The sequence below is a fragment of the Vibrio sp. 1151_11 genome (assembly GCF_029478525.1).
Classification (GTDB): domain Bacteria; phylum Pseudomonadota; class Gammaproteobacteria; order Enterobacterales; family Vibrionaceae; genus Vibrio; species Vibrio anguillarum.
On record NZ_SHMN01000025.1, the window covers coordinates 19,259 to 40,452 of the forward strand.

Here is a 21,194-nt window from a genome sequence, read left to right on the forward strand (position 1 = left end):
TCACCTAAAATAGTGAGGATGAATCGTAAATCATACCCAAAGAGATTGGTGTTACAGTCTGGCCATCCGTACATAAATCCTAATGTATATAGAAAACTCTACGCTTAGGAAAATGAACAAAGCCAATACTACTGTAGCTTCAAGTGAAAAGGGGATCACCAAACCAACGGGTTTTTGACATGGATTTAATTCTTTCCTTACTGCAACAGATGTGTGTTTACCTCGTTCTCGCTTATATGTTGAGCAAAACACCCATTTTCTTGCCACTGCTTAACATTTCCAGTCGAATTAGCCACAAAATCAGTACCTATGTTTTGTTTTCCCTCTTTTGCATCATGGGCACCTATTTTGGTTTGCAGATCAACGATGCGATTGCCAATACGCGGGCAATAGGTGCCGTTATGGGTGGGTTATTTGGTGGCCCCATTGTGGGCTTTGCGGTTGGATTTACTGGCGGTATGCATCGCTACACTTTAGGCGGTTTTACCGATGTGGCATGCGCCATTTCAACCACTGCAGAAGGGTTGATTGGTGGATTGCTGCACACCTATTTACTGAGAAAGGGCAAAGGGCGACTCCTGTTTAGCCCCAGCATTGTCTTTGCCGTAACACTGTTTGCTGAAATCGTGCAAATGTTGGTGATTTTGTTAGTCGCTAAACCATTTGTTGATGCGTACGCCTTAGTCTCGACCATCGCCGCGCCCATGATCATCGCTAACTCAGTCGGCGCAGCGCTATTCATGAGCATTTTACAAGACAGAAAAACCATTTTTGAAGAGTACTCCGCCACCTTTTCTCGTCGCGCACTGAATATTGCTGAGCGTTCAGTTGGCATTTTGGCCAACGGTTTTAATCCACACAATGCAGGTAAAGTCGCTCGAATTGTTTACGAAATGACCAATGTTGGCGCGGTATCCATCACCGATAGAGAAAAAATACTCGCGTTTATCGGTATCGGTGATGACCACCACAAACCCAATACGCCGATCTCATCACAAAGTACACTGGATGCGATCACCAAAAACCGCATTATTTACCTCGACGGAAAAGATTCCCCTTATCAATGCTCACTCTCTAAAAACTGCAAACTCGGTTCAGCGTTAATCATTCCACTTAGAGCAGGTGATCGCGTAATTGGAACCATAAAGCTGTACGAGCCGAAGCGTAAGCTTTTTTCAACCATTAACATGTCAATGGCGGAAGGGATTGCACAATTACTGTCGAGCCAAATTCTGTACGGCGAATACCAACAAAAGCAGATGCTGCTTTCTCGCGCCGAGATCAAACTGCTGCATGCTCAAGTCAACCCTCACTTTCTGTTTAATGCGCTCAATACCATTAGTGCCATCACCCGCCGTGATCCCGACAAAGCGCGAGAACTTATCCAGCATCTTTCGCACTTCTTTCGTAGTAACCTCAAACAAAATATTGAGACCGTAACTCTTAAAGAAGAGTTAGCACATGTCAAAGCTTACTTAACCATAGAGCAAGCGCGTTTTGCCGATCGCCTTGAAGTGGATATTGCCATCGATGATGCATTACTGCTTGAGCGCAATGTACCCAGTTTTACTCTACAGCCACTGGTAGAAAATGCGATAAAGCACGGCACCTCTAACTTGTTAGAAGGCGGGCGGGTACGAATCTACAGCCAAGTGCAAACGGAAGGATACAAAATTGTAGTGGAAGATAATGCGGGCAGTTACCAAGCTCCGAATGAAGATTACGATGGTTTAGGCATGCAAATTGTCAATAAACGCTTAACTAATAAATTTGGCGAACAAGCCGCACTAAAAACGGAAGTATTGGCTAATCAATACACACGAATGAGCTTTCTCATTCCTCATCAAGGATTTAACTAAGGGAATAACATGCTATCGGCACTGGTTATTGATGACGAACTACTCGCTCGGGAAGAACTGACTGAGCTACTAGAAGAGACGGGCGATGTTGATGTGATTGGTCACGCCAGTAATGCGATCGAAGGGTTAAAAAAAATCAATCAGCTAAAGCCAGACGTGGTGTTTCTCGACATCCAAATGCCACAAGTTACTGGCATTGAGCTGCTAGGGATGCTTGACCCAGATACGATGCCCAATGTGGTGTTTGTCACCGCTTATGATCAGTATGCACTGCAAGCGTTTGAGGAAAATGCGTTTGATTATCTACTCAAGCCAGTTGACCCTGAGCGCTTAAAGAAAACGCTGCAACGTTTAGTTCGCCAAGGGCACAAAAAGCAGGATTTTTCGATTTTATCACCAGCAGGGTTAGATCAAGTTCCCTGCATTGGATTAAATAGAATTGTGATCATTGCCACCAAAGATGTCGAGTTTGCTTTGAGCGACATCAGTGGTGTTCATGTGCAAACCCATTTACAACGAGCCACCAGCCAATTAACGCTCAAAATTTTGGAAGAAAGAACGCCACTGGTTCGTTGTCACCGCCAGTATTTAATCAATACTAGGGCCATTAAAGAGATCAAATTATTGGACAATGGGCTGGCGGAAATCATCACCCTGAGTGATCACAAAGTGCCCGTCAGCCGACGTTATCTAAAAAATTTAAAAGAAGTTCTGGGTTTTCACTAACCGCAACGAATAGAAAATAACGGCGCTGAAGCTTTCACGCACAGCGCCATTTTTTTACTCACCAAGCAGTCGTTTCATCGCTTCTGAAGCTTGCTTCCACTGTTCAGTACTTTGCAGTTGAGGAAGATTAAAAGCACGACGTTTGAGTAGAGACTCAGCCGCTGGCACATCCAAAATCGGCAAATTATCCAATACTTCAATTTGAGCTGCGCGTTGATTGCACACTAAAATCATGTCACATCCAGCGGCTAGCGATTGATGCGCGCGCTCGGCAGGACCGCCCATGACAGATGCCCCTTCCATTGTTAAATCATCAGAAAAGACTAATCCTTTGAACCCTAACTGCTGGCGAAGTACTTGCTTCAACCAAAACGCAGAACCGCTGGCAGGTTGATCATCATAGTGAGGATAAATCACATGTGCAGGCATCATGGCATCGAGCACTCCAGCTTCAATCTGCGCTTTGAATATTGCCATGTCCTCTTCCATCACCGTGCTGCGCTCATCGTAGGGCGTCTCAAGATGCGAGTCAGCGATTACCCCACCGTGACCGGGAAAGTGTTTACCTGTTGTTGCCATGCCAGCCTCTTTCATGCCTTGCATATAGGCTGAACTGTGGCGAATGATGCTCTGTACATCATCGCCAAAAGCACGATTACCAATCGCTTTACACGCATGACCTTTATCCAATACAGGAGCAAAGCTGAGATCAATATCATGAGCAATCAACTCCGCCGCCATCAGCCAGCCACCTTGGCGAGCTAATGCTTCACCATTATTCTGCTTAGCATACTGCTGCGCGGCAGGGATCAGCGAAAACCCATCACGAAAACGCTGTACTCGCCCACCTTCTTGATCGACACCAATTAAAATCGGACGTTTTGCTGCGTGGCGAATCGCTTTATTAAGCGCAAGCAACTGCGCGTTATCGTGATAATTACGCGCAAAAAGAATGACCCCGCCGACAGTGGGATGCTCAAGAATCTCTTTGTCTTCAGCGCTCAATTCACAGCCTGCCACATCTAGCCACAACGGTCCCATGCTCACTCCAAAAATTTACTTAAACAGTTAATTTAACGAGGTTATTCGCTTTGAATTTCTATTACAATGATTTTGTTTTCGAGTTGAAGGAGAAGCGAATGAAGAGCATTGAACGCTACATTGGTGTGATGTCTGGCACCAGCATGGATGGTGTCGATACAGCGCTGGTCGAAATGGATGGCAACCAAATTCGTTTATTGGCTCACGCTGATTTCCCAATGCCAGAAGATCTCAAACAGCGTTTGCTGAATGTCTGTATTGGGCAATCAACCAATGTGCAAGAGATTGGCGAGTTAGACCACTTGCTCGGCCATCTGTTTGCTGATGCAGTCATCGCTTTACTGGCTCAATCAGGCTATCAAGCGTGCGATATTCGCGCGATTGGCTGCCATGGCCAAACGGTTTTTCATCAACCCAACGGTAATACGCCTTTTACGATGCAACTCGGTGATGCCAATATCATCAGCAGCAAAACTGGCATCGACACGGTGGCTGATTTTCGGCGCAAAGATATGGCGTTCGGCGGCCAAGGAGCTCCATTAGTCCCTGCATTTCACGACACCATTTTCAAATCAACCGATTCGAGCGTTGTAGTACTCAATATTGGCGGCATCGCTAATATTTCGGTACTGCGGCCGCAGCAAAAAGTATTAGGCTACGATACGGGCCCGGGCAATATGTTGATGGATGCGTGGTGCTTTGAACAGACAGGCCATAAGTTTGATGATAATGGCATGTGGGCGAGATCGGGAAAGGTACACCAACCACTACTCGAACGTCTCAATCAAGAGCCGTACCTTGCGTTGAATGCACCGAAAAGTACGGGTCGCGAGCTGTTTAATCTCCCTTGGCTTCAGCAGATATTGGCTGAGTTTTCGTTAGCAGCAGAAGATGTGCAACGTACACTCTGTGAATACACAGCACTCACCATCGCCACGCAAGTCGCTCACTATCAATGTGGGCCTGCGCCGGAATTGCTGCTGTGTGGCGGCGGCGCCCGTAACCCGCTATTGGTAGAACGTCTGCAGGCCCATTTAGCACACTGGCGCATCATGCCCACCAGCGATAAAGGGGTGGATAGTGACTACATGGAAGCGATGGCTTTTGCTTGGCTTGCTCAACGTCGTCTGCATAATTTACCCAGCAATCTACCAGAAGTAACCGGAGCAAGCGCTCTCGCTTCGTTGGGTGTGGTCTATTTTGCTCATTAATAAGTAAGGAATGGTATGACTAATGACGCGCTGCTCTCTGCGCTTTCTCACCTTATTTCCGAAGGTCGCAATCCTGACACAATGGATATTGACCTACTATCAGCACAAGAAATTGTAGAACGGCTCAATCAACAAGATAAACACGTTCCGCTGGCCGTCGAAAAAGTCCTTCCGGAGATCGCCTTAGCCGTGGATCGAATTACCTATGCATTCAAACATGGTGGTCGATTAATCTACATTGGCGCAGGAACCAGTGGTCGATTAGGCGTTCTTGATGCATCAGAGTGCCCTCCAACATTTGGGGTTAGCGATCAGATGGTGATTGGTTTGATTGCCGGTGGGAAAGAGGCCATGTTCAGTGCTAAAGAAGGGGCAGAAGATTGCGCAGAACTCGGCATTCAAGATCTCAAAAGTATTCATTTTACGGATCAAGATGTGGTTGTTGGCATTGCCGCTAGTGGGCGCACACCTTATGTCATTGGTGCCTTGGAGTATGCTAATGATTTGGGCGCGACAACCATTGCCCTATCATGTAACCCGGATTCCCCGATTGCAGAATTGGCGCAAATAGCCATTAGCCCTGTCGTTGGGCCAGAAGCTCTGACCGGTTCAACGCGCTTAAAATCCGGTACAGCGCAGAAGCTGGTACTCAACATGCTCACCACCGCTAGCATGATCCGTCTTGGTAAGAGTTACCAAAATTTAATGGTCGATGTTAAGGCCACTAACCGAAAACTCATCGCCAGAGCGGTGCGAATTGTGATGCAAGCAACCGACTGTGAACGCGCTGAGGCTGAAGACTTATTAGCCCAAAGCAACAACAATGTAAAAGTAGCGATATTGATGCACTTGACGGGGTTAAGTTATGCAGAAGCTATGGATAAATTGACTGAGTCTGATGGTTTTCTTCGCCGGGCAATGGAAAGCGAATAAGAGAGCCGCTAGCGGCTCTCAATCAAAAAGTCAGTTAGAAAACTCATTCCAACCCCGTTGCCATTCCATGCGAAAGCGCTGTGCTTGCTCGGTTCCTTCGCACGCACCTTCATAATAGAGTCCTGACAATCCAATTTGATAGGCGAAATTGGGGTTACAATACTCGCTTAGCCCTTTAACGTATCCCGCTTCGTAATCGGCTTGTTGCACCGAACCCAGCTCAGAAAGCTTTTTATAGCTGCGCTGAGTATGACCTGTGACTCCATCTTGATAACCAATTTGTTGCCAATCTCCGTTTTGTGCTAATTCGGCATCAGAGGCCGCACACCCAACCATCAATATAGCAGCGCACAGTACACTTAACTTTTTCATTATTGTCCTTAAGTTCTTATTTTCATTCGATTAGCCTAGCAGATTGCTTGTAAGATGCCACTCATTGCCTCCCAGCAGCAAAGCATTATTGATCCAGATGATGAGACGAGCCTTAAACCACTTATTGTGTGAAATAGCCACTTAACTGGCTATAGTGCCGCTCACTGGAAAAGCAGATGTTTCTCGTCACAGAGCCCTTTATTATCCACAGTGAGCTTAATTCATTCATAAAGGACAATTGCTATGATGTGGTTTCTTACCTGTGTCGCAGCCCTACTGGCCGGATACTTTATCTACGGCGCTTTTGTAGAAAAAGTATTTGGTATTAACGAGAACCGTAAAACACCGGCCCACACCATGAGTGATGGCGTGGACTATGTTCCTATGTCGACCAAAAAAGTCTACTTGGTACAATTGCTTAATATTGCTGGCGTAGGCCCAATTTTCGGCCCAATCATGGGCGCACTCTATGGTCCTGCAGCAATGCTGTGGATTGTCGTCGGCTGTATTTTTGCAGGTGCGGTGCATGACTACTTTTCAGGCATGTTGTCGGTACGCAATGGCGGCGCTTCAGTGCCTACCATTACCGGCCGTTACCTAGGCAATGGCGCCAAACATTTTATGAACATTTTTGCCATTGTACTGTTACTGCTTGTGGGGGTTGTTTTCGTTTCTGCGCCTGCGGGGATGATCACCAATCTGATTAACGAGCAAACGAGTCTAACGGTGAGCATGACCTCAATGGTGGTGATCATTTTCGCTTACTACATTCTTGCCACCATCGTTCCTGTCGATAAAATCATCGGCCGCTTCTACCCACTGTTCGGCGCATTGTTGATCTTTATGTCGGTTGGCTTAATGACCGCGATTGCGCTTTCCAGTGAACACACTGTGATGGGCGGTTTTGAAATGAGCGACATGTTCAGCAACATGAACCCGAACGACCTACCACTTTGGCCAGCGCTCTTTATCACGATTGCTTGCGGTGCTATCTCTGGTTTCCATGCAACTCAGTCGCCATTGATGGCTCGCTGTATGGAAAATGAAAAAAATGGCCGCTTCGTGTTTTACGGTGCCATGATTGGTGAAGGCATTATCGCACTTATCTGGTGTGCGATTGCACTCTCTTTCTTTGGCTCATTGGAAGGATTATCAGAAGCGGTGAAAAACGGCGGCCCAGGTAACGTTGTGTACAGCGCATCCTTTGGCTTATTAGGTGTGTTTGGCGGCATCATCGCCTTCTTGGGTGTGGTTATCCTACCGATCACCTCAGGCGACACTGCATTTCGCTCTAGTCGTTTGATCTTAGCTGAATATTTCAATATGGAACAAAAAACGCTGCGTAATCGCTTGTTCATGGCACTGCCGCTGTTTGTTTTGGGTGCCATTCTCACTCAAGTGGATTTCGGTATTATTTGGCGCTACTTCGGTTTTGCCAACCAAACCACAGCAGTAATGATGCTTTGGACCGCTTCCGCCTATTTACTACGCCACAACAAACTGCATTGGATTGCGACTATCCCCGCGATGTTTATGACCACGGTTTGTGCCACCTTCATTCTTAATAACAGTGCATTAGGCTTTGGCTTACCGATGCAAGCATCAACCATTGCCGGTATTTTGTTCTCACTGTCCGTAACCATATATGTAATTAGAATCTCCAAAGGTAAAGGCGACATCGAACTTACCGATGAAGAAAAACCGAAAGCAGTCACAGAAACTGCATAGTGTGAATGACGCTTCGCTTGCGTTATAGAAAAGGGCTTCCATTTGGAAGCCCTTCTTCTTTTATTAGTACGTCTAATTCAAATACTTTTTATTGACTAGTCGATTTGCTTGATTTGCAGCTCTTTGGGCACTTCAAAAAACATGTTCTCTTCTCGTCCAAGCACTTCTTCAACCGATTGAGCACCAAGCTCTTTAATTCGATCTAGGATCTGATTCACTAATGCTTCGGGTGCCGATGCGCCGGCCGTGACGCCAACGGTTTTCTTACCATCAAACCACGTTGGATCAATATCTTCAGGGCAATCAATCAAGTAACCCGGCGTTCCGAGCTTTTCCGCCAATTCTTTTAAACGCGTAGAGTTTGATGAGTTTTTCGAGCCCACCACCACCACCAAATCAACATCCAATGCAAGTTGACGCACCGCATCTTGGCGGTTTTGTGTCGCGTAGCAGATATCATCTTTACGTGGTCCCTGAATATCAGGAAACACTTCACGCAATTTATCAATCACATCGGCTGTTTCATCCACCGACAAGGTGGTTTGGCTAACATAATGTAAATTAGTCGGATCTTTAACGATAGCTTTTAGTGATTCAACATCTTCCGGTTTTTCAACCAAGTACATGCCGCCTTTTTTACTGGCGTATTGGCCCATGGTTCCTTCCACTTCAGGATGACCTGCATGGCCAATCAGCACTACTTCCATACTGCGGCGACTGGCTCGAGCCACTTCCATATGCACTTTAGTCACCAAAGGGCAAGTGGCATCAAACACGGTTAATGCACGCGCTTTCGCTTCAAGTCTCACCGCTTGCGAAACGCCATGAGCAGAAAAGATCACAATATTGTCATCAGGTACTTCGTGTAAGTCCTCAACAAAAATGGCCCCGCGCTGCTTCAGCCCTTCCACCACAAAGCGGTTATGCACCACTTCATGTCGTACATAAATCGGAGGCTGATACAGCTCAAGTGCGCGTTCAACGATGCTGATCGCACGATCAACACCGGCGCAAAAACCACGAGGGTTGGCTAACAATATTTTCATTTCATTGCTCATTGAATAGGGTTATCGCAAGTTGCCAATTATTCTACAGACAAAATTTCAACATCAAAAATGACATCTTGTCCTGCAAGTGGGTGGTTAAAATCAACCGTTACCGAATCGCCCGCAATAGCGGTGATAATACCAGGAATTTCTAAGCCATCGCGGCCACTAAACGCCATAATCGTGCCAACTTCCACCTCAGTATTACCGGCAAATTTGGCGCGATCCATATGATGGATGTTATCTGGGTTAGACAAACCAAACGCGTCTTCGGCTTTTAACTCAATGGTTTTGGATTCTCCGGCACTCAGACCGATTAAGCACAACTCAAAATTGTCGCTTAGACTGCCATCACCAATAACCAATTTCGCTGGTTTGCCCATATTATGAGTGCTATCCGCAATAGAGCCATCTTTTAATTTAATGGTGAAGTGTAGGGTTACCGCACTGTTTGCTTTTATTGTCGTCACGTGATTTCTCTTTATTTATTTTAGTGTGGAGACAAGGCATCCATAACGACATAAAAATGCCCGTTTTTAGTACGCCTATCACCACCGTATTTTTAGAGATGAAGAGTAAACAAAAAGCGCCACCTGAATCAACAGACAGCGCTTAGGGTTATTCAACTATTTTAGCCATTATGAGTGCGCATCGTCTTTTTTACGAAAGCCATCAAGGATAATCATTGCTGCACCAAGGCAAATGGCACTGTCAGCCAAGTTAAACGCTGGCCAGTGATAATTACCCCAGTAGAAATCAAGATAATCAACCACAAAACCGTGCACGATACGATCAAACACGTTGCCGATTGCGCCACCAATAATCATGGCATAAGCGATATTATGCCACTTCTCTTGCGCAGGCAGCTTACTCATCCAGTAAGTGAGGAGCCCCGTCACCGCAAAGGCAATAGCGGTAAACAACCAACGTTGCCAACCCGCTTGATCGCCTAAAAAGCTAAATGCCGCACCATAGTTATGTACATAAAGTAGGTTAAAAAAAGGCATTACTTCGATGCGATTTGCCCAACCATACCCCATGTTATCCATGACCATCAGCTTTATACCGACATCAAGGGTAAAGACCAGAAGCGCTAGCCATAGCCAGCGAACTCCTGATTGTTTCCAAGTAAGCGTCTGCTCTGCCATATTGAATCCCAATATTATTAAGCGAACTTACGAACTTCGCCTTCACCATCCACGTTCGACACACAACGGCCACAAATAGTTTCATGACCAGTGATAGTGCCAACGTCAGGAGTATGATGCCAACAGCGATCGCACTTCTCTGCTTCGGTTGCGCTCACCAACACAAACAAACCTGCAGTTTCCGTTGCTTGTGCCGCATCGCTTTTCTCAGCCAGAGGCTTCACTATCGCTTTTGATGTCAGCAGTACAAAACGCAGTTCATCTTCAAGCTTGTTTAACTGAGCCACTAAAGCGTCATCAGCAAACAGCACCACTTCAGCTTGTAATGAGCCACCAATGATTTTTTCACTACGAGCAGTTTCAAGCAACTTGTTCACCGAGCTACGAACTTTTTGCATCTCTGCCCAAAATTCATTGTTCAACTCTTCGCCTTCAGTTAACCCAAACAGACCTTCAAACCACTCACCCGTGAAGACAAATTTTTCACGCGGCTCGCCGTTAGCTTGCATCGCTGGCATTTCGTTCCAAATTTCATCAGCCGTAAATGACATGATCGGTGCCATCCAACGAACCAAAGCCTCAACGATGTAATACAGCGCCGTTTGACAGCTACGCTGTGCATGTGCACCCTGCTTAGCGGTGTATTGGCGATCTTTAATCACATCAAGGTAGAACGAACCCATTTCAATTGAGCAGAAGTGCATCAAACGTTGGATCACGCCATGCGTATTATACTCTTCATATGCTTTGACAATTTCTTGTTGCGCCGCAAAGGCACGGCCTACAGCCCAGCGATCCAGCGACACCATCTCATCTGCTGCAACCATATCCGTTGCTGGGTTAAACCCATTGAGGTTGGCTAAGAAGAAACGTGCTGTATTACGGATACGGCGATAAGCATCCGCCGAACGTTTTAGAATTTCGTCAGAAACCGCCACTTCGCCAGTGTAATCAGTCGATGCAACCCATAGACGCAGGATGTCTGCACCCAGTTTATTGGTGACATCTTTTGGCGCAACCACGTTGCCGATTGATTTTGACATCTTGCGGCCATGACCATCGACCACAAAGCCATGCGTCAATACTTGTTTGTAAGGCGCAGCACCTTTCATTGCTACCGATGAAATCAATGAAGATTGGAACCAACCACGATGCTGATCTGAACCTTCAAGGTACAGATCAGCACCGTGGCCATTGAACTCTTCACGCTTATCAACAACGGCGTAGTGAGTCACACCAGAGTCGAACCACACATCCAGTGTATCGAGTACTTTTTCGTAATGCTTGGCGTCTTCTTCGCCCAAGATCTCAGCAGTGTCGACATCCCACCACGCTTGAATCCCTTTTTGTTCTACCAATTGCGCCACTGTTTCAATCAGCGCAGGGCTATTAGGATGAAGTTCTGCCGTCTCTTTATGCACAAATAGCGCAATCGGTACACCCCAAGTACGCTGACGAGAAATACACCATTCAGGACGACCTTCAATCATTGCTTCGATGCGGCTTTGACCCCATTCCGGCATCCATTGCACGCCCTTGATCGATTCTAGAGCTTGGGCGCGCAGACCGGCTTGCTCCATAGAGACAAACCATTGTGGTGTTGCACGGAAAATGATTGGGGTTTTATGACGCCAGCAATGAGGATAACTATGCTCGTAGGCATGGTGGTGCAACAAAGCACCTTTTTCTTTCAGTACTTCAAGTACAGAGTCATTCGCTTTAAACACATGTTGACCAGCAAATAGCTCGGTGTCTGCTAGATATACGCCGTTTGAACCGACAGGGTTGGCTACTTCAAGGCCGTATTGCTGACCGACCACGAAGTCTTCTTGACCATGACCAGGTGCAGTATGAACGACACCAGTACCCGATTCAGTAGTTACGTGCTCGCCTAAAATCGCAGGCACAGTAAATGCGTAAAATGGGTGATTAAAAGGCATGAGTTCAAGGTCTGCGCCTAGGCAAAAACCAAGGTTGTGGTAATGACTGATACCAGCACGATCCATGACACTTTTTGCAAGTTCTGACGCAACGATAATGCGTTCAGCAGGGCGTTCACCGTCTGCTTCAATTTGCAACAAAACATATTCAAGATCATCACGTAAGCAGACTGCGCGGTTAGCTGGCAAGGTCCAAGGTGTGGTTGTCCAAATTACAATCGACACTTCACCGTGCCCGGCGTGATCAGCCGCGAGCGTGAACTTTTCAAGCAGCGCCGCTTCATCGGCCGCTTTGAATCGCACGTCAATTGAAGGGGATACTTTGTCTTTGTATTCAACTTCCGCTTCAGCCAGTGCTGAACCACAATCAGTACACCAGTGAACGGGTTTGAAACCTTTCAGCAGGTGGCCTTTATCGGCAATTTTACCCAATGCGCGAATAATGTTCGCTTCGGTGGCGAAATCCATGGTGCGATAAGGTTTATCCCACTCACCCATGATGCCCAAACGCTTAAAGCTCTCTTTCTGGCCTTCCACTTGACCTGCTGCATATTCACGGCATTTTTCACGAAACTCAGCCGCAGTCACTTTCTGGCCCGGTTTGCCGACTTTTTTCTCTACCATCAATTCGATAGGTAGCCCGTGACAGTCCCAGCCTGGGATGTAAGGCGCGTCAAAACCGGATAAGGTTTTCGATTTGATAATAATGTCTTTAAGAATCTTATTCAGTGCGTGACCAATATGAATATCACCGTTGGCATAAGGAGGGCCATCGTGCAATACGAAAGATTTTTTGCCTTTTTTGGCTTTACGGATTTCGCCGTAAAGATCTTCTTGATACCAACGCTTTAACATTTCTGGCTCACGTTTAGCCAGATCGCCACGCATTGGAAACCCTGTTTCAGGTAGGTTCAGGGTATCTTTATAATCACTCATCGATTCTTAATTCCGTTATATTGGGCGACGTTAGACATGATATTAATCGGTGGAATAATCCGACTAATTCTTTAGCTGATGCAACCACACCCTTGCCGCATCAGCATCCAATTCAATTTGTTGCTTTAACGCTCCAAAAGATTCAAATTTCTTTTCATCTCGAAGCTTATGTAAAAGTGCCACTTCTAGCTGTTTGCCATATAAATTGGCATGAAAGTCAAACAAGTGTACTTCAAGTTGTTGGCGAACCCCGTTGACTGTTGGCCTATTACCAATATTGGCAATTCCTCCGATGGGCGAATTATCAAGGCCATAGACATTGACGACGTAAACACCAGAGACCGGTGAAACACAGCGCTTAAGCGGAATGTTCGCTGTAGGGAAACCAATGGTTCGCCCTAACTTTTGACCATGCGACACTCGACCACTGATACCGTAATCACGACCGAGCATCTGCTTAGCTAACACTAAGTCATCGCTTGCTAAAGCGTTACGAATAGCAGTACTACTCACTCTTTGTTGTTGCAAGCAAAAACTGTGGGTACTTACCACCTCAAAACCGAACTGTTGCCCAGCTTGCTGCAGCATACTGAAATTACCTTGGCGATTTTTACCAAAACAAAAATCATCACCAATCACCAGAAACTTAACACCCAACTGAGCGACCAACAAGTCACGAATAAAAGCTTCTGCCGTTAAATTAGCAAAGTGCTGGTTAAAATTCACACATAACAATCTGTCAACCGACTGCTTGTTCAATTGCACAAATTTATCACGTAATCGAGTTAATCGAGCTGGTGCATTGTGCTTGGCAAATAATTCTAATGGCTGTGGTTCAAACGTCATGACCACCGAAGGTAAACCCAATAATTGCGCTTTCTTGGATACTTGCTTCAAAACTTGCTGATGTCCTAAATGAACACCATCAAAGTTTCCGATGGTTAATACACAGCCATGATGCTGTGGCTTGATATTGTGAATGCCGCGAATCAATTCCATTAGAAAATGCTTAAAACCTATAGTTCTCAATTAGCAAGGTGCGAAACCGACGGATTATATACTAATCACCATTAATCTGTCGCCGCTTTTAAGTCTTTTAAACGCACGCCAAGCACGGCTAGGCAAAGCAAATAACTGACCGCACCGATACTGATCAGCATCACCAATGATGTAGCCCTCTGTGTCAGGCTCCACTCTAGCCACGTTGACATTTCTTCCAATTGCCAAACAATGACCACAACCATCGCACTGCTGGCCACCATTAAGCGAATAATAAAACCAATAGTTTTACGGGTGATTTGATACACCCCTTGCACATGTAACCCACTGTAAAGCAGTGCCATGTTGATAAAAGCAGATAATGACGTAGCTAACGCCAAACCAACATAACTTAAATGCCACGCTAAAAGCGCATTGAAGACCATATTAGAGATCATGGCGATAATGCCATAACGAACTGGCGTTTTGGTGTCTTGCCGAGAGTAGTACCCTGGAGCAAGCACTTTGATCAGCATAAAACTGATCAAGCCCAAACCAAATGCATAGAGTGACAACGCCGTTTGATTGACATCATTCGGGGTAAACTCACCTCGCATAAATAGCACCATAAGCATCGGTTTTGCCAACACAATCAGGCCTAACATCGCAGGAAAGCCGAGCAGACAAACCATACGAATACCCCAATCCATGGTTTGCGAAAATCCTTCGCTGTGGGCATCGACATGTTTACGGGATAATGCGGGCAAAATAACGGTAGCAATCGCAATACCAAATAAGCCTAACGGAAATTCTAGCAAACGGTCTGAATAGTAAAGCCAGCTAATGGAGCCCGTTTGTAAGAAGCTGGCGATGAAGGTGTCCAGCAATAAGTTAATTTGACTGACCGATACCCCAAAAAGAGCGGGCAACATCAAGGTGCGAATTTTCACAACCCCCGGTTCATTCCAACCCCATTGAGGCCAAACCAATAAACCTGCTTTGAGCAAAAATGGAATTTGAAATAGAAACTGGACCAATCCCCCAAGAAGGACGCCAATCGCCAAGCCAATTTCCGGTTGCTGTAAGTGCGGCGACAAAAACCAAGCGCAACCGATGATCATCACATTCAAAAATACAGGGGTAAAAGAAGAGACGGCAAACTTGCCCAGGGTATTGAGAATCGCTCCTGATAAAGCAACAAAAGTGATGAACCATAAGTAAGGAAAAGTGATTTTTAATAATAAACTCGCAAGCTCAAACTTATGCGCATCAGGACCATCATTAAGCCAATCTAAAAACCAACCAGCCCCAAACAGTGCCGTGACCGCACCAGAGCATAAGATCCCCACAACAGTCACCAAAGTGACAATAACCCCCAATGTGCCAGATGCTTTAGCAATCAGTTCGCGTGTTTTATTGATATCTCCGGATGAATGGTATTCGGTCAGTACTGGAACAAACGCTTGAGAAAAAGCCCCTTCGGCAAATAGCCGACGTAAAAAGTTAGGAATTTTATTAGCAAAGAAAAAAACATCGGCACTCGCACCTGCCCCCATCAAATTCGCAACAACTACGTCACGAACTAGGCCCAACACACGAGAAATCAACGTCATAGCACTGACAATCAAGCCAGATTTGAGTAGGCGTTTGCTCACTATTACCTCGAAAAACAAGCCAAAACGTCATTATCCACAGCAACACGTAAGGAATGTCAGTGCGAGATCAGATAAGTATTAGCATTGGAAAAAAAATACTGTTAGAATCCCCGCATCTTAACCGCGATGACCTTCCTATACCAAAATTTGTTTGGCCTAGAACGGTTTTTGCACAAATCATTTGACAATTGAGAGCAAATAAGGGATATTCCCCGCCCTTAAATTGTCACCGAACTAAGTTTTTGGGAGTTAGACCCTTGGCAAATAGTAAATCTGCTAAGAAGCGCGCTATCCAAGCTGAGAAACGTCGTCAGCATAATGCTAGCCGTCGTTCTATGATGCGCACTTACATGAAGAAAACCATCGCAGCTATCGCAGCTGGCGATAAAGAAGCTGCAACTGCTGCATTTGCTGCAGTTACACCAATCCTTGACCGTATGTCGACTAAAGGTCTTGTTCACAAGAACAAAGCTGCTCGCCATAAGTCTCGTTTCGCTGCAGCAATCAAAGCTCTATAATTTAGACTTGGTTCCACGCGAAAATAAAAACCGGCTAAGGCCGGTTTTTTTATATCTGCAATGTCAAGTAAAGTATTTACTCTAATTTTAATATAAAAAAATCCGAACTATGTTACTGAAACATAATTTCGGATTGTGTATTTTTCAAAACACTAGCGGCAGTATAAACCGTGTAACAACTCAATCATCGCCTTGATCTCATGGCTGCTGAGTGTGTAGTAAACCGTCTGAGCTTCTTTTCTTGTATCCACTAACCCATCTCTTCTTAACCAAGCAAGATGCTGCGAAAGTGCCGATTGACTCAATTCTAATTTCCCACATAGCTCACCAACCGACAGTTCTTGATTGTGTAATAAACACAATATTTGTAGGCGTCTTTCGTTAGCCATAGCCTTTAACAACACCACTGCTTTAGCGGAATTTTTTTCCATTTCTTGTAGGTTCATGAATAAGCTCCCTTGGAACAACTTCTTACATCAAACGCATCACAAGTTTGCATCTTCCTTAACCCAACAGGTTATGAGTTTATAAGTAAGGTTAGTACCTTTTTCTACGTAGTTTAATTGTTATACCGTTTATGACGGCAACCATTCAATAGAGCGTCAATAACGGCATCAGAAGGCGTATAACCAGTTTAGATTAGTATTACTTGGCAAGCGATAATTAATAATATTGCTAGATAATGAGATAGTAATCTATTTATCGTTAGTAGTGAAAGCATCATACAAACAAATTATTAAAATCTGCATCGCAAACATTTTTCACTGCCGGATGTTGGATCATCCTCTCAGCAAAAATGACGTAGTACTCTTCTTTTAAATCATCAATCTGACCGATGAGTTGCAAAGGAAGATCATCACCAACTTCAGTCACATAGATTGAGGGCGCTAAAAAAATTGCATCATGATGATAACGCGCAAAAGCTTTCATCAATGCCGCATCATCAAACTCCCCCAGAATATTCGGCTTCAGGCCTTGACGGTCAAACCATTGCAATAGATTACGCCCCATCGCGGTTCGGCTTCCCGGTATCAACAACTTTCTCTGCTCTAAAATGGCGGGAAAAGAGACATTTTCAACCTTGCCTGAACAAAAAAAACTCATGTGACTCTCACCCAGTTTTTTGCTGAACAGGCCCGGGCTTTGGCTGGAATCGACGGGATAATCAGAGAGAATCATATCCAATTTGTGTTGTGAAAGTTGCTCTAACAACATTTCATGGGTCGATTCAAAACAACGCAAGTGGATACTGCTATCGGCCGGGACCGTCGTCATCAGTATTTTACTGACAAGCCGTTTAGAGAGGGCATCCGCCACTCCTACATCAAACAGCAGATTAGAGCGCTGACTATAATTGACAATATCGAGCATCTCATAACTTAAGCCGAACATCCGGTCAGCATATTTAAAAACCAGTTGCCCAAGTTCTGTCGGTTCAATGCTACGACCATTACGCTTAGTAAGCTTACCATCCATGCGCTCTTCAAAAGCCTTAATTTGCCCAGTGACGGTTTGCGGAGTCAAGAAGAGTGCTTCTGCAGCTTTAGTGACCGATCCCTGCTTGCATACCATCCAGAAGTAGTAAAGATGATTGTAGTTGAGGTGAAACATGATAAAGACACTCAATTTTATCTGGTCGTTGTTTATAACAAACCCAAGCCAAATGAGCAATTAACTCGGAAAAACCGAACTTAAGAACGTTAACTAATCTTAATACCGAGCAGTTAGAGTTCAAAAATGACAACTTCGTCATAAAATATCTAAAACTAGCGTCCCTCGTCCTCCTCCTCCACGTTGTTAAAATCGCATAACATCATGAAAATTCAATAAATAAAGAATTAAAAGTCACCGTGAAACTTGTTTTTATCAGAGTTATCAATGAGAAACTCACTGTCATATAAATGAAATAATTATTCTCTACTATCTCGCTCAGATTCAACAACAGACCGAACAACACTCAAAAGGTCAATGGAGAAAAGAAAATGAACCAAGCGACAACTACTGCTGCACCCATTGCGAGTACCACTCGTTGGCTGCGTTGGGCGAACTTGGCATTCATGCTCTACCTACTGCTACTTGCAGTGGCGATGGTAGGTAGTGGATTTAAATGGGCGACTGGTGATCAAGCTAAGGTACTGTTTGAGTTTGCCTCACACCCAATAGCGGGGTTGATGATAGGGTTAGTCGCCACAGCATTGATTCAATCTTCAAGCACCGTAACCTCTATCATTGTCGGTCTTGTGGCTGGCGGATTACCTGTTGAAATGGCGATCCCAATGGTCATGGGTGCCAATATTGGCACCACAGTAACCAACACGCTTGTTAGCCTTGGACACGTTCGTTGCCAAGTCGAATTTAAACGCGCTTTTGCAAGTGCAACAATTCACGACTTCTTTAATCTTTTGGCGGTACTGATTTTCCTACCGTTAGAGATGATGTTTGGTATTTTAGAGAAAATTTCTCATTGGCTTGTGTCACCTTTGCTCTCTACTGGTGATATGAGCATGAAAGGACTCGATTTTATCAAACCTATCACGAGCCCAATTATCACGGCACTAAAAGGCCAGCTGATCACTTTTGGTGAAGTTGTAGGTGGCGTGATGTTGATTGTTCTTGGTATTGCGACCATTTTTGTGGCTATCACTGTCATGGGTAAGCTCATGAAGAGTTTGATGGTGGGTCGTGCGAAAGAGATACTCAAAGATGCCATTGGGCGCGGACCGCTGCACGGTATCCTTTCAGGTTCAATCGTCACTGTATTGGTTCAATCTTCTTCAACTACCACCAGTTTAATGGTTCCGCTGGTCGGCACTGGTGTATTGAAAGTACGCGATGTTTACCCATTCACTTTAGGGGCTAATATTGGCACTTGCATTACCGCCCTACTCGCGGCAACGGCCGTTTCTGGTGAGTTTGCGGTATTTGCCTTGCAAATTGCTTTAGTCCACTTAACCTTTAATGTATTAGCCACTGTGTTGATCTATGGTGTTCCGTTTTTACGTGAACTGCCAATTAAAGGCGCAGAAATGATTGCTGAGATGGCAACAAAGAATAAAGCGGTCGTTGCGGGTTATTTACTATCGGTCTTTATCATTATGCCTGGCGGTATACTGGCACTAACGGCTTAAGTAACGAACAAACCACACGCCTGATCAAAAAAAATCCCCGAGCAACGCTTCGGGGATTTTTTACAACTAGAAAACAGTACTTTTTAATAATGCGAGAGGGCAACTAAACCGAAAACGGGTACTGGATGGCATCATGGCATTGGTAGCCTTCAATCCAGAAATCATCCAAGGTAACCCAAGTCTCAAGATCTTCTAGCGTTTTAATTTTCGGGTTAATATGAAACTTCGCCATAGGGAGCGGTTCACGCTTAAGTTGTACACCTTTCATCAACGCCAGTTGGTCTTCATAGATATGCGCATTGACGATCTTATGGTAGGCCACGCCCGCTTTTTTGCCGGTAATTTGCGCCATAATTGCGAGGAACACGTAGACCTGAACCATATTAAAATTCAAGCCAATGAATTTTAAACCCCCAAAATATTGCACAATTAGTAGATATAAGTCGCGGTTTATTGAGCTTATCAACTATGCATTTTATACCTTGCACAATTACTATGGCCAGGTACCTTTTTCTCAATGCGCTCATTATGGTCGATTTCTTTTCAATTGCTAACATCATCTTTCGAAAGCTGATTGAGTAGAAAGCATTGGCTATCCGATGAAACACGTTTGGACAACAACGTGTTATATGCCTCAATAAAATAGCATTTGGCGGATTACCTTAGGTATTGCAAAAACTCTGAGTAAGTGGTCAAACTCACTTATCCACTACACTTCTCGCTGCGGTCTTCACCGATTTTATGCAGGCCATGATTACAACAAGAACACTGCTTTTCATGGTCGTCTAAATCGAGTTCGATAACCTCACGAGGTAAGGTCTTAGGCAGAGGTTTTCGTTTACCGCGCTTTTTCGTTGTGGTCGTCGTTGTCACCTCAACTTCGTCTTCTTTAACGGCTTCACATTCCGCTTCGTTGAAGAGGTCACCTTGTGATTCATCGTAAGGCTTTAACGCCTCCGAGCGTTTCGCGAACTGGCGGTCAAAGGCGAGTTTGAGTTGTTCAAGCAACGATTGACGCTCTTGTTTCCACTCATTTTTCTCCGACATCAGAGCGGCTACCATCGCTTGTAGCTCGGCAACATCTTGGCTTTCAGGATTGATATTTGGTGTCTTTTTCATGGCTTTGATTATACTGAAACCGTGCCGTTAACGCTTGGTATATAAGGCTTTATTCTCGATTAACTCATTGTAAAATCGTTTATTTTGATGGGTTCGTGACCGATAATTGTAAAGCCAGAAAGCAGTCTATCAAGCTCAAATTGAGTGAGGGTAAACACCTGATTTTTCTCTTTTGAAGGCCACTTATACTTGGCTTTTTCAAGGCGTTTATACCACAGGGCAAAGCCTGTCTTATCCCAGTACAGCACCTTAATCTTATCGAGCTGTTTATTGGTAAATAGGAACAGCGCACCGCTGCCAAGAGGCAAGTCCGTGTCATTTTCGATAATCGCTGCGAGACCATTGATGGACTTTCTAAAATCGACGCTTTCACGATAAAGGTAAATGTCTGGAGCGCTGAGCATACCTTTCATGACAACGCTCCAATGGGTTCAGCAAGATAGGTCGCTGGCGTACCTTGAGGAATGCTCAGCTCCACATCATTGATGAGAAGTGTCATGTTAGCCGTAGCTATCTGGGCCTGATACTTGGTTGTCTTTTCAACGATTTCAGCTCTAACAAATCCGACAGATTCCGATTGGTTTGCTGTTTGGAGTTGACGCCGTTTGGCAAAGAACGTGGATAAACTCAGTCCATGCTCTTCACAAAAAGCGCGTTGGGTAACACTGCTGCTTTCATATTGCTCAAACAGTGATTGCCATTCTAGGTTGGTGCGTCGTTTTGCCATTTCAACTCTCCTTTGGGTTGGAGAGATGATCTTATTCTTCGTGCTGAAAGATTAGAATGCGGGGTTCGTGGTGCGCTTACGTCTCAACTTCTGGTTTTTTCTTTGAAAATTATCCAATTAGCTAGCGAA

General features: G+C 45.0%; 19 protein-coding genes and 2 pseudogenes. 7 read left to right on the forward strand and 14 right to left on the reverse strand.

Annotated elements, in window-relative coordinates:
- The first annotated feature begins 179 nt into the window (after positions 1 to 179).
- Entirely contained in the window at positions 180 to 1,859 is a 1,680-nt protein-coding gene (locus EXZ60_RS15735; protein ID WP_088720932.1) for a sensor histidine kinase, read from the forward strand.
- 9 nt (positions 1,860 to 1,868) lie between these two features.
- Positions 1,869 to 2,585 carry a two-component system response regulator BtsR gene (gene btsR / locus EXZ60_RS15740; protein WP_017046291.1) on the forward strand — a complete coding sequence of 239 codons (717 nt, stop codon included), beginning with the start codon at positions 1,869 to 1,871 and terminating at the stop codon, positions 2,583 to 2,585.
- Between the two features lie 54 nt (positions 2,586 to 2,639).
- Here the strand turns inward: btsR and nagZ are convergent, their stop codons facing one another.
- On the reverse strand, positions 2,640 to 3,626 hold the full coding sequence (nagZ, locus tag EXZ60_RS15745) for a beta-N-acetylhexosaminidase (RefSeq protein WP_038220500.1): 987 nt from the start codon (positions 3,624 to 3,626) through the stop codon (positions 2,640 to 2,642).
- Between the two features lie 98 nt (positions 3,627 to 3,724).
- Here nagZ and EXZ60_RS15750 point away from each other — a divergent pair, with 98 nt between their 5' ends.
- On the forward strand, positions 3,725 to 4,837 hold the full coding sequence (locus EXZ60_RS15750; protein WP_164996751.1) for an anhydro-N-acetylmuramic acid kinase: 1,113 nt from the start codon (positions 3,725 to 3,727) through the stop codon (positions 4,835 to 4,837).
- 15 nt (positions 4,838 to 4,852) lie between these two features.
- Entirely contained in the window at positions 4,853 to 5,770 is a 918-nt protein-coding gene (murQ, locus tag EXZ60_RS15755; RefSeq protein ID WP_088720928.1) for an N-acetylmuramic acid 6-phosphate etherase, read from the forward strand.
- Positions 5,771 to 5,800: 30 nt separating this feature from the next.
- On the opposite strand, the gene EXZ60_RS15760 is transcribed toward murQ, so the two are convergent.
- Positions 5,801 to 6,142, reverse strand: a complete 342-nt coding sequence (locus EXZ60_RS15760) for a DUF2799 domain-containing protein (protein WP_026027448.1) — start codon at positions 6,140 to 6,142, stop codon at positions 5,801 to 5,803.
- A 243-nt stretch (positions 6,143 to 6,385) separates the two neighbouring features.
- Here EXZ60_RS15760 and EXZ60_RS15765 point away from each other — a divergent pair, with 243 nt between their 5' ends.
- Entirely contained in the window at positions 6,386 to 7,870 is a 1,485-nt protein-coding gene (locus EXZ60_RS15765; RefSeq protein ID WP_017043277.1) for a carbon starvation protein A, read from the forward strand.
- Between the two features lie 95 nt (positions 7,871 to 7,965).
- Here the strand turns inward: EXZ60_RS15765 and ispH are convergent, their stop codons facing one another.
- The 6 genes from ispH to murJ form a co-directional block, all read right to left on the reverse strand.
- The gene (gene ispH, locus EXZ60_RS15770; RefSeq protein ID WP_013857553.1) at positions 7,966 to 8,928 is read right to left on the reverse strand and encodes a 4-hydroxy-3-methylbut-2-enyl diphosphate reductase; all 963 of its coding nucleotides are present in this window, start codon (positions 8,926 to 8,928) and stop codon (positions 7,966 to 7,968) included.
- Between the two features lie 26 nt (positions 8,929 to 8,954).
- Positions 8,955 to 9,386, reverse strand: coding sequence for an FKBP-type peptidyl-prolyl cis-trans isomerase (fkpB, locus tag EXZ60_RS15775; protein ID WP_013857554.1), 432 nt, complete (start codon positions 9,384 to 9,386; stop codon positions 8,955 to 8,957).
- Positions 9,387 to 9,554: 168 nt separating this feature from the next.
- The gene (gene lspA, locus EXZ60_RS15780) at positions 9,555 to 10,064 is read right to left on the reverse strand and encodes a signal peptidase II (protein WP_026028078.1); all 510 of its coding nucleotides are present in this window, start codon (positions 10,062 to 10,064) and stop codon (positions 9,555 to 9,557) included.
- A 17-nt stretch (positions 10,065 to 10,081) separates the two neighbouring features.
- Positions 10,082 to 12,940, reverse strand: coding sequence for an isoleucine--tRNA ligase (gene ileS, locus EXZ60_RS15785; protein WP_088728646.1), 2,859 nt, complete (start codon positions 12,938 to 12,940; stop codon positions 10,082 to 10,084).
- 63 nt (positions 12,941 to 13,003) lie between these two features.
- A complete protein-coding gene (gene ribF, locus EXZ60_RS15790) occupies positions 13,004 to 13,939 on the reverse strand; it encodes a bifunctional riboflavin kinase/FAD synthetase (RefSeq protein ID WP_026028079.1) in 936 nt (311 codons plus the stop codon).
- A gap of 71 nt (positions 13,940 to 14,010) precedes the next feature.
- Entirely contained in the window at positions 14,011 to 15,573 is a 1,563-nt protein-coding gene (murJ, locus tag EXZ60_RS15795; RefSeq protein ID WP_194663786.1) for a murein biosynthesis integral membrane protein MurJ, read from the reverse strand.
- A 257-nt stretch (positions 15,574 to 15,830) separates the two neighbouring features.
- On the opposite strand from murJ, the gene rpsT reads away from it, so the two are divergent.
- Entirely contained in the window at positions 15,831 to 16,091 is a 261-nt protein-coding gene (rpsT, locus tag EXZ60_RS15800) for a 30S ribosomal protein S20 (protein ID WP_026027444.1), read from the forward strand.
- A 152-nt stretch (positions 16,092 to 16,243) separates the two neighbouring features.
- Here the strand turns inward: rpsT and EXZ60_RS15805 are convergent, their stop codons facing one another.
- Both EXZ60_RS15805 and nhaR read right to left on the reverse strand, forming a co-directional pair.
- Entirely contained in the window at positions 16,244 to 16,537 is a 294-nt protein-coding gene (locus EXZ60_RS15805; protein ID WP_026028082.1) for a metalloregulator ArsR/SmtB family transcription factor, read from the reverse strand.
- A gap of 274 nt (positions 16,538 to 16,811) precedes the next feature.
- Positions 16,812 to 17,702, reverse strand: coding sequence for a transcriptional activator NhaR (gene nhaR, locus EXZ60_RS15810; protein ID WP_026027442.1), 891 nt, complete (start codon positions 17,700 to 17,702; stop codon positions 16,812 to 16,814).
- Between the two features lie 371 nt (positions 17,703 to 18,073).
- Between nhaR and EXZ60_RS15815 the strand changes: the two genes are divergently transcribed.
- Positions 18,074 to 19,219 carry a Na/Pi symporter gene (locus EXZ60_RS15815; RefSeq protein ID WP_017047902.1) on the forward strand — a complete coding sequence of 382 codons (1,146 nt, stop codon included), beginning with the start codon at positions 18,074 to 18,076 and terminating at the stop codon, positions 19,217 to 19,219.
- Between the two features lie 103 nt (positions 19,220 to 19,322).
- On the opposite strand, the pseudogene EXZ60_RS15820 reads toward EXZ60_RS15815, so the two are convergent.
- The 4 genes and pseudogenes from EXZ60_RS15820 to EXZ60_RS15835 all read right to left on the reverse strand — a co-directional run.
- A pseudogene (locus EXZ60_RS15820) lies at positions 19,323 to 19,619 on the reverse strand (thymidylate synthase); the annotation flags it as partial.
- 314 nt (positions 19,620 to 19,933) lie between these two features.
- Positions 19,934 to 20,338: pseudogene (locus EXZ60_RS15825) on the reverse strand (IS66 family transposase); the annotation flags it as partial.
- A gap of 59 nt (positions 20,339 to 20,397) precedes the next feature.
- Positions 20,398 to 20,751 carry an IS66 family insertion sequence element accessory protein TnpB gene (gene tnpB, locus EXZ60_RS15830; RefSeq protein WP_096036092.1) on the reverse strand — a complete coding sequence of 118 codons (354 nt, stop codon included), beginning with the start codon at positions 20,749 to 20,751 and terminating at the stop codon, positions 20,398 to 20,400.
- On the reverse strand, positions 20,748 to 21,065 hold the full coding sequence (locus tag EXZ60_RS15835; RefSeq protein ID WP_277435941.1) for an IS66 family insertion sequence element accessory protein TnpB: 318 nt from the start codon (positions 21,063 to 21,065) through the stop codon (positions 20,748 to 20,750). The genes tnpB and EXZ60_RS15835 overlap by 4 nt, the downstream gene beginning before the upstream one ends.
- Positions 21,066 to 21,194: the final 129 nt, after the last annotated feature.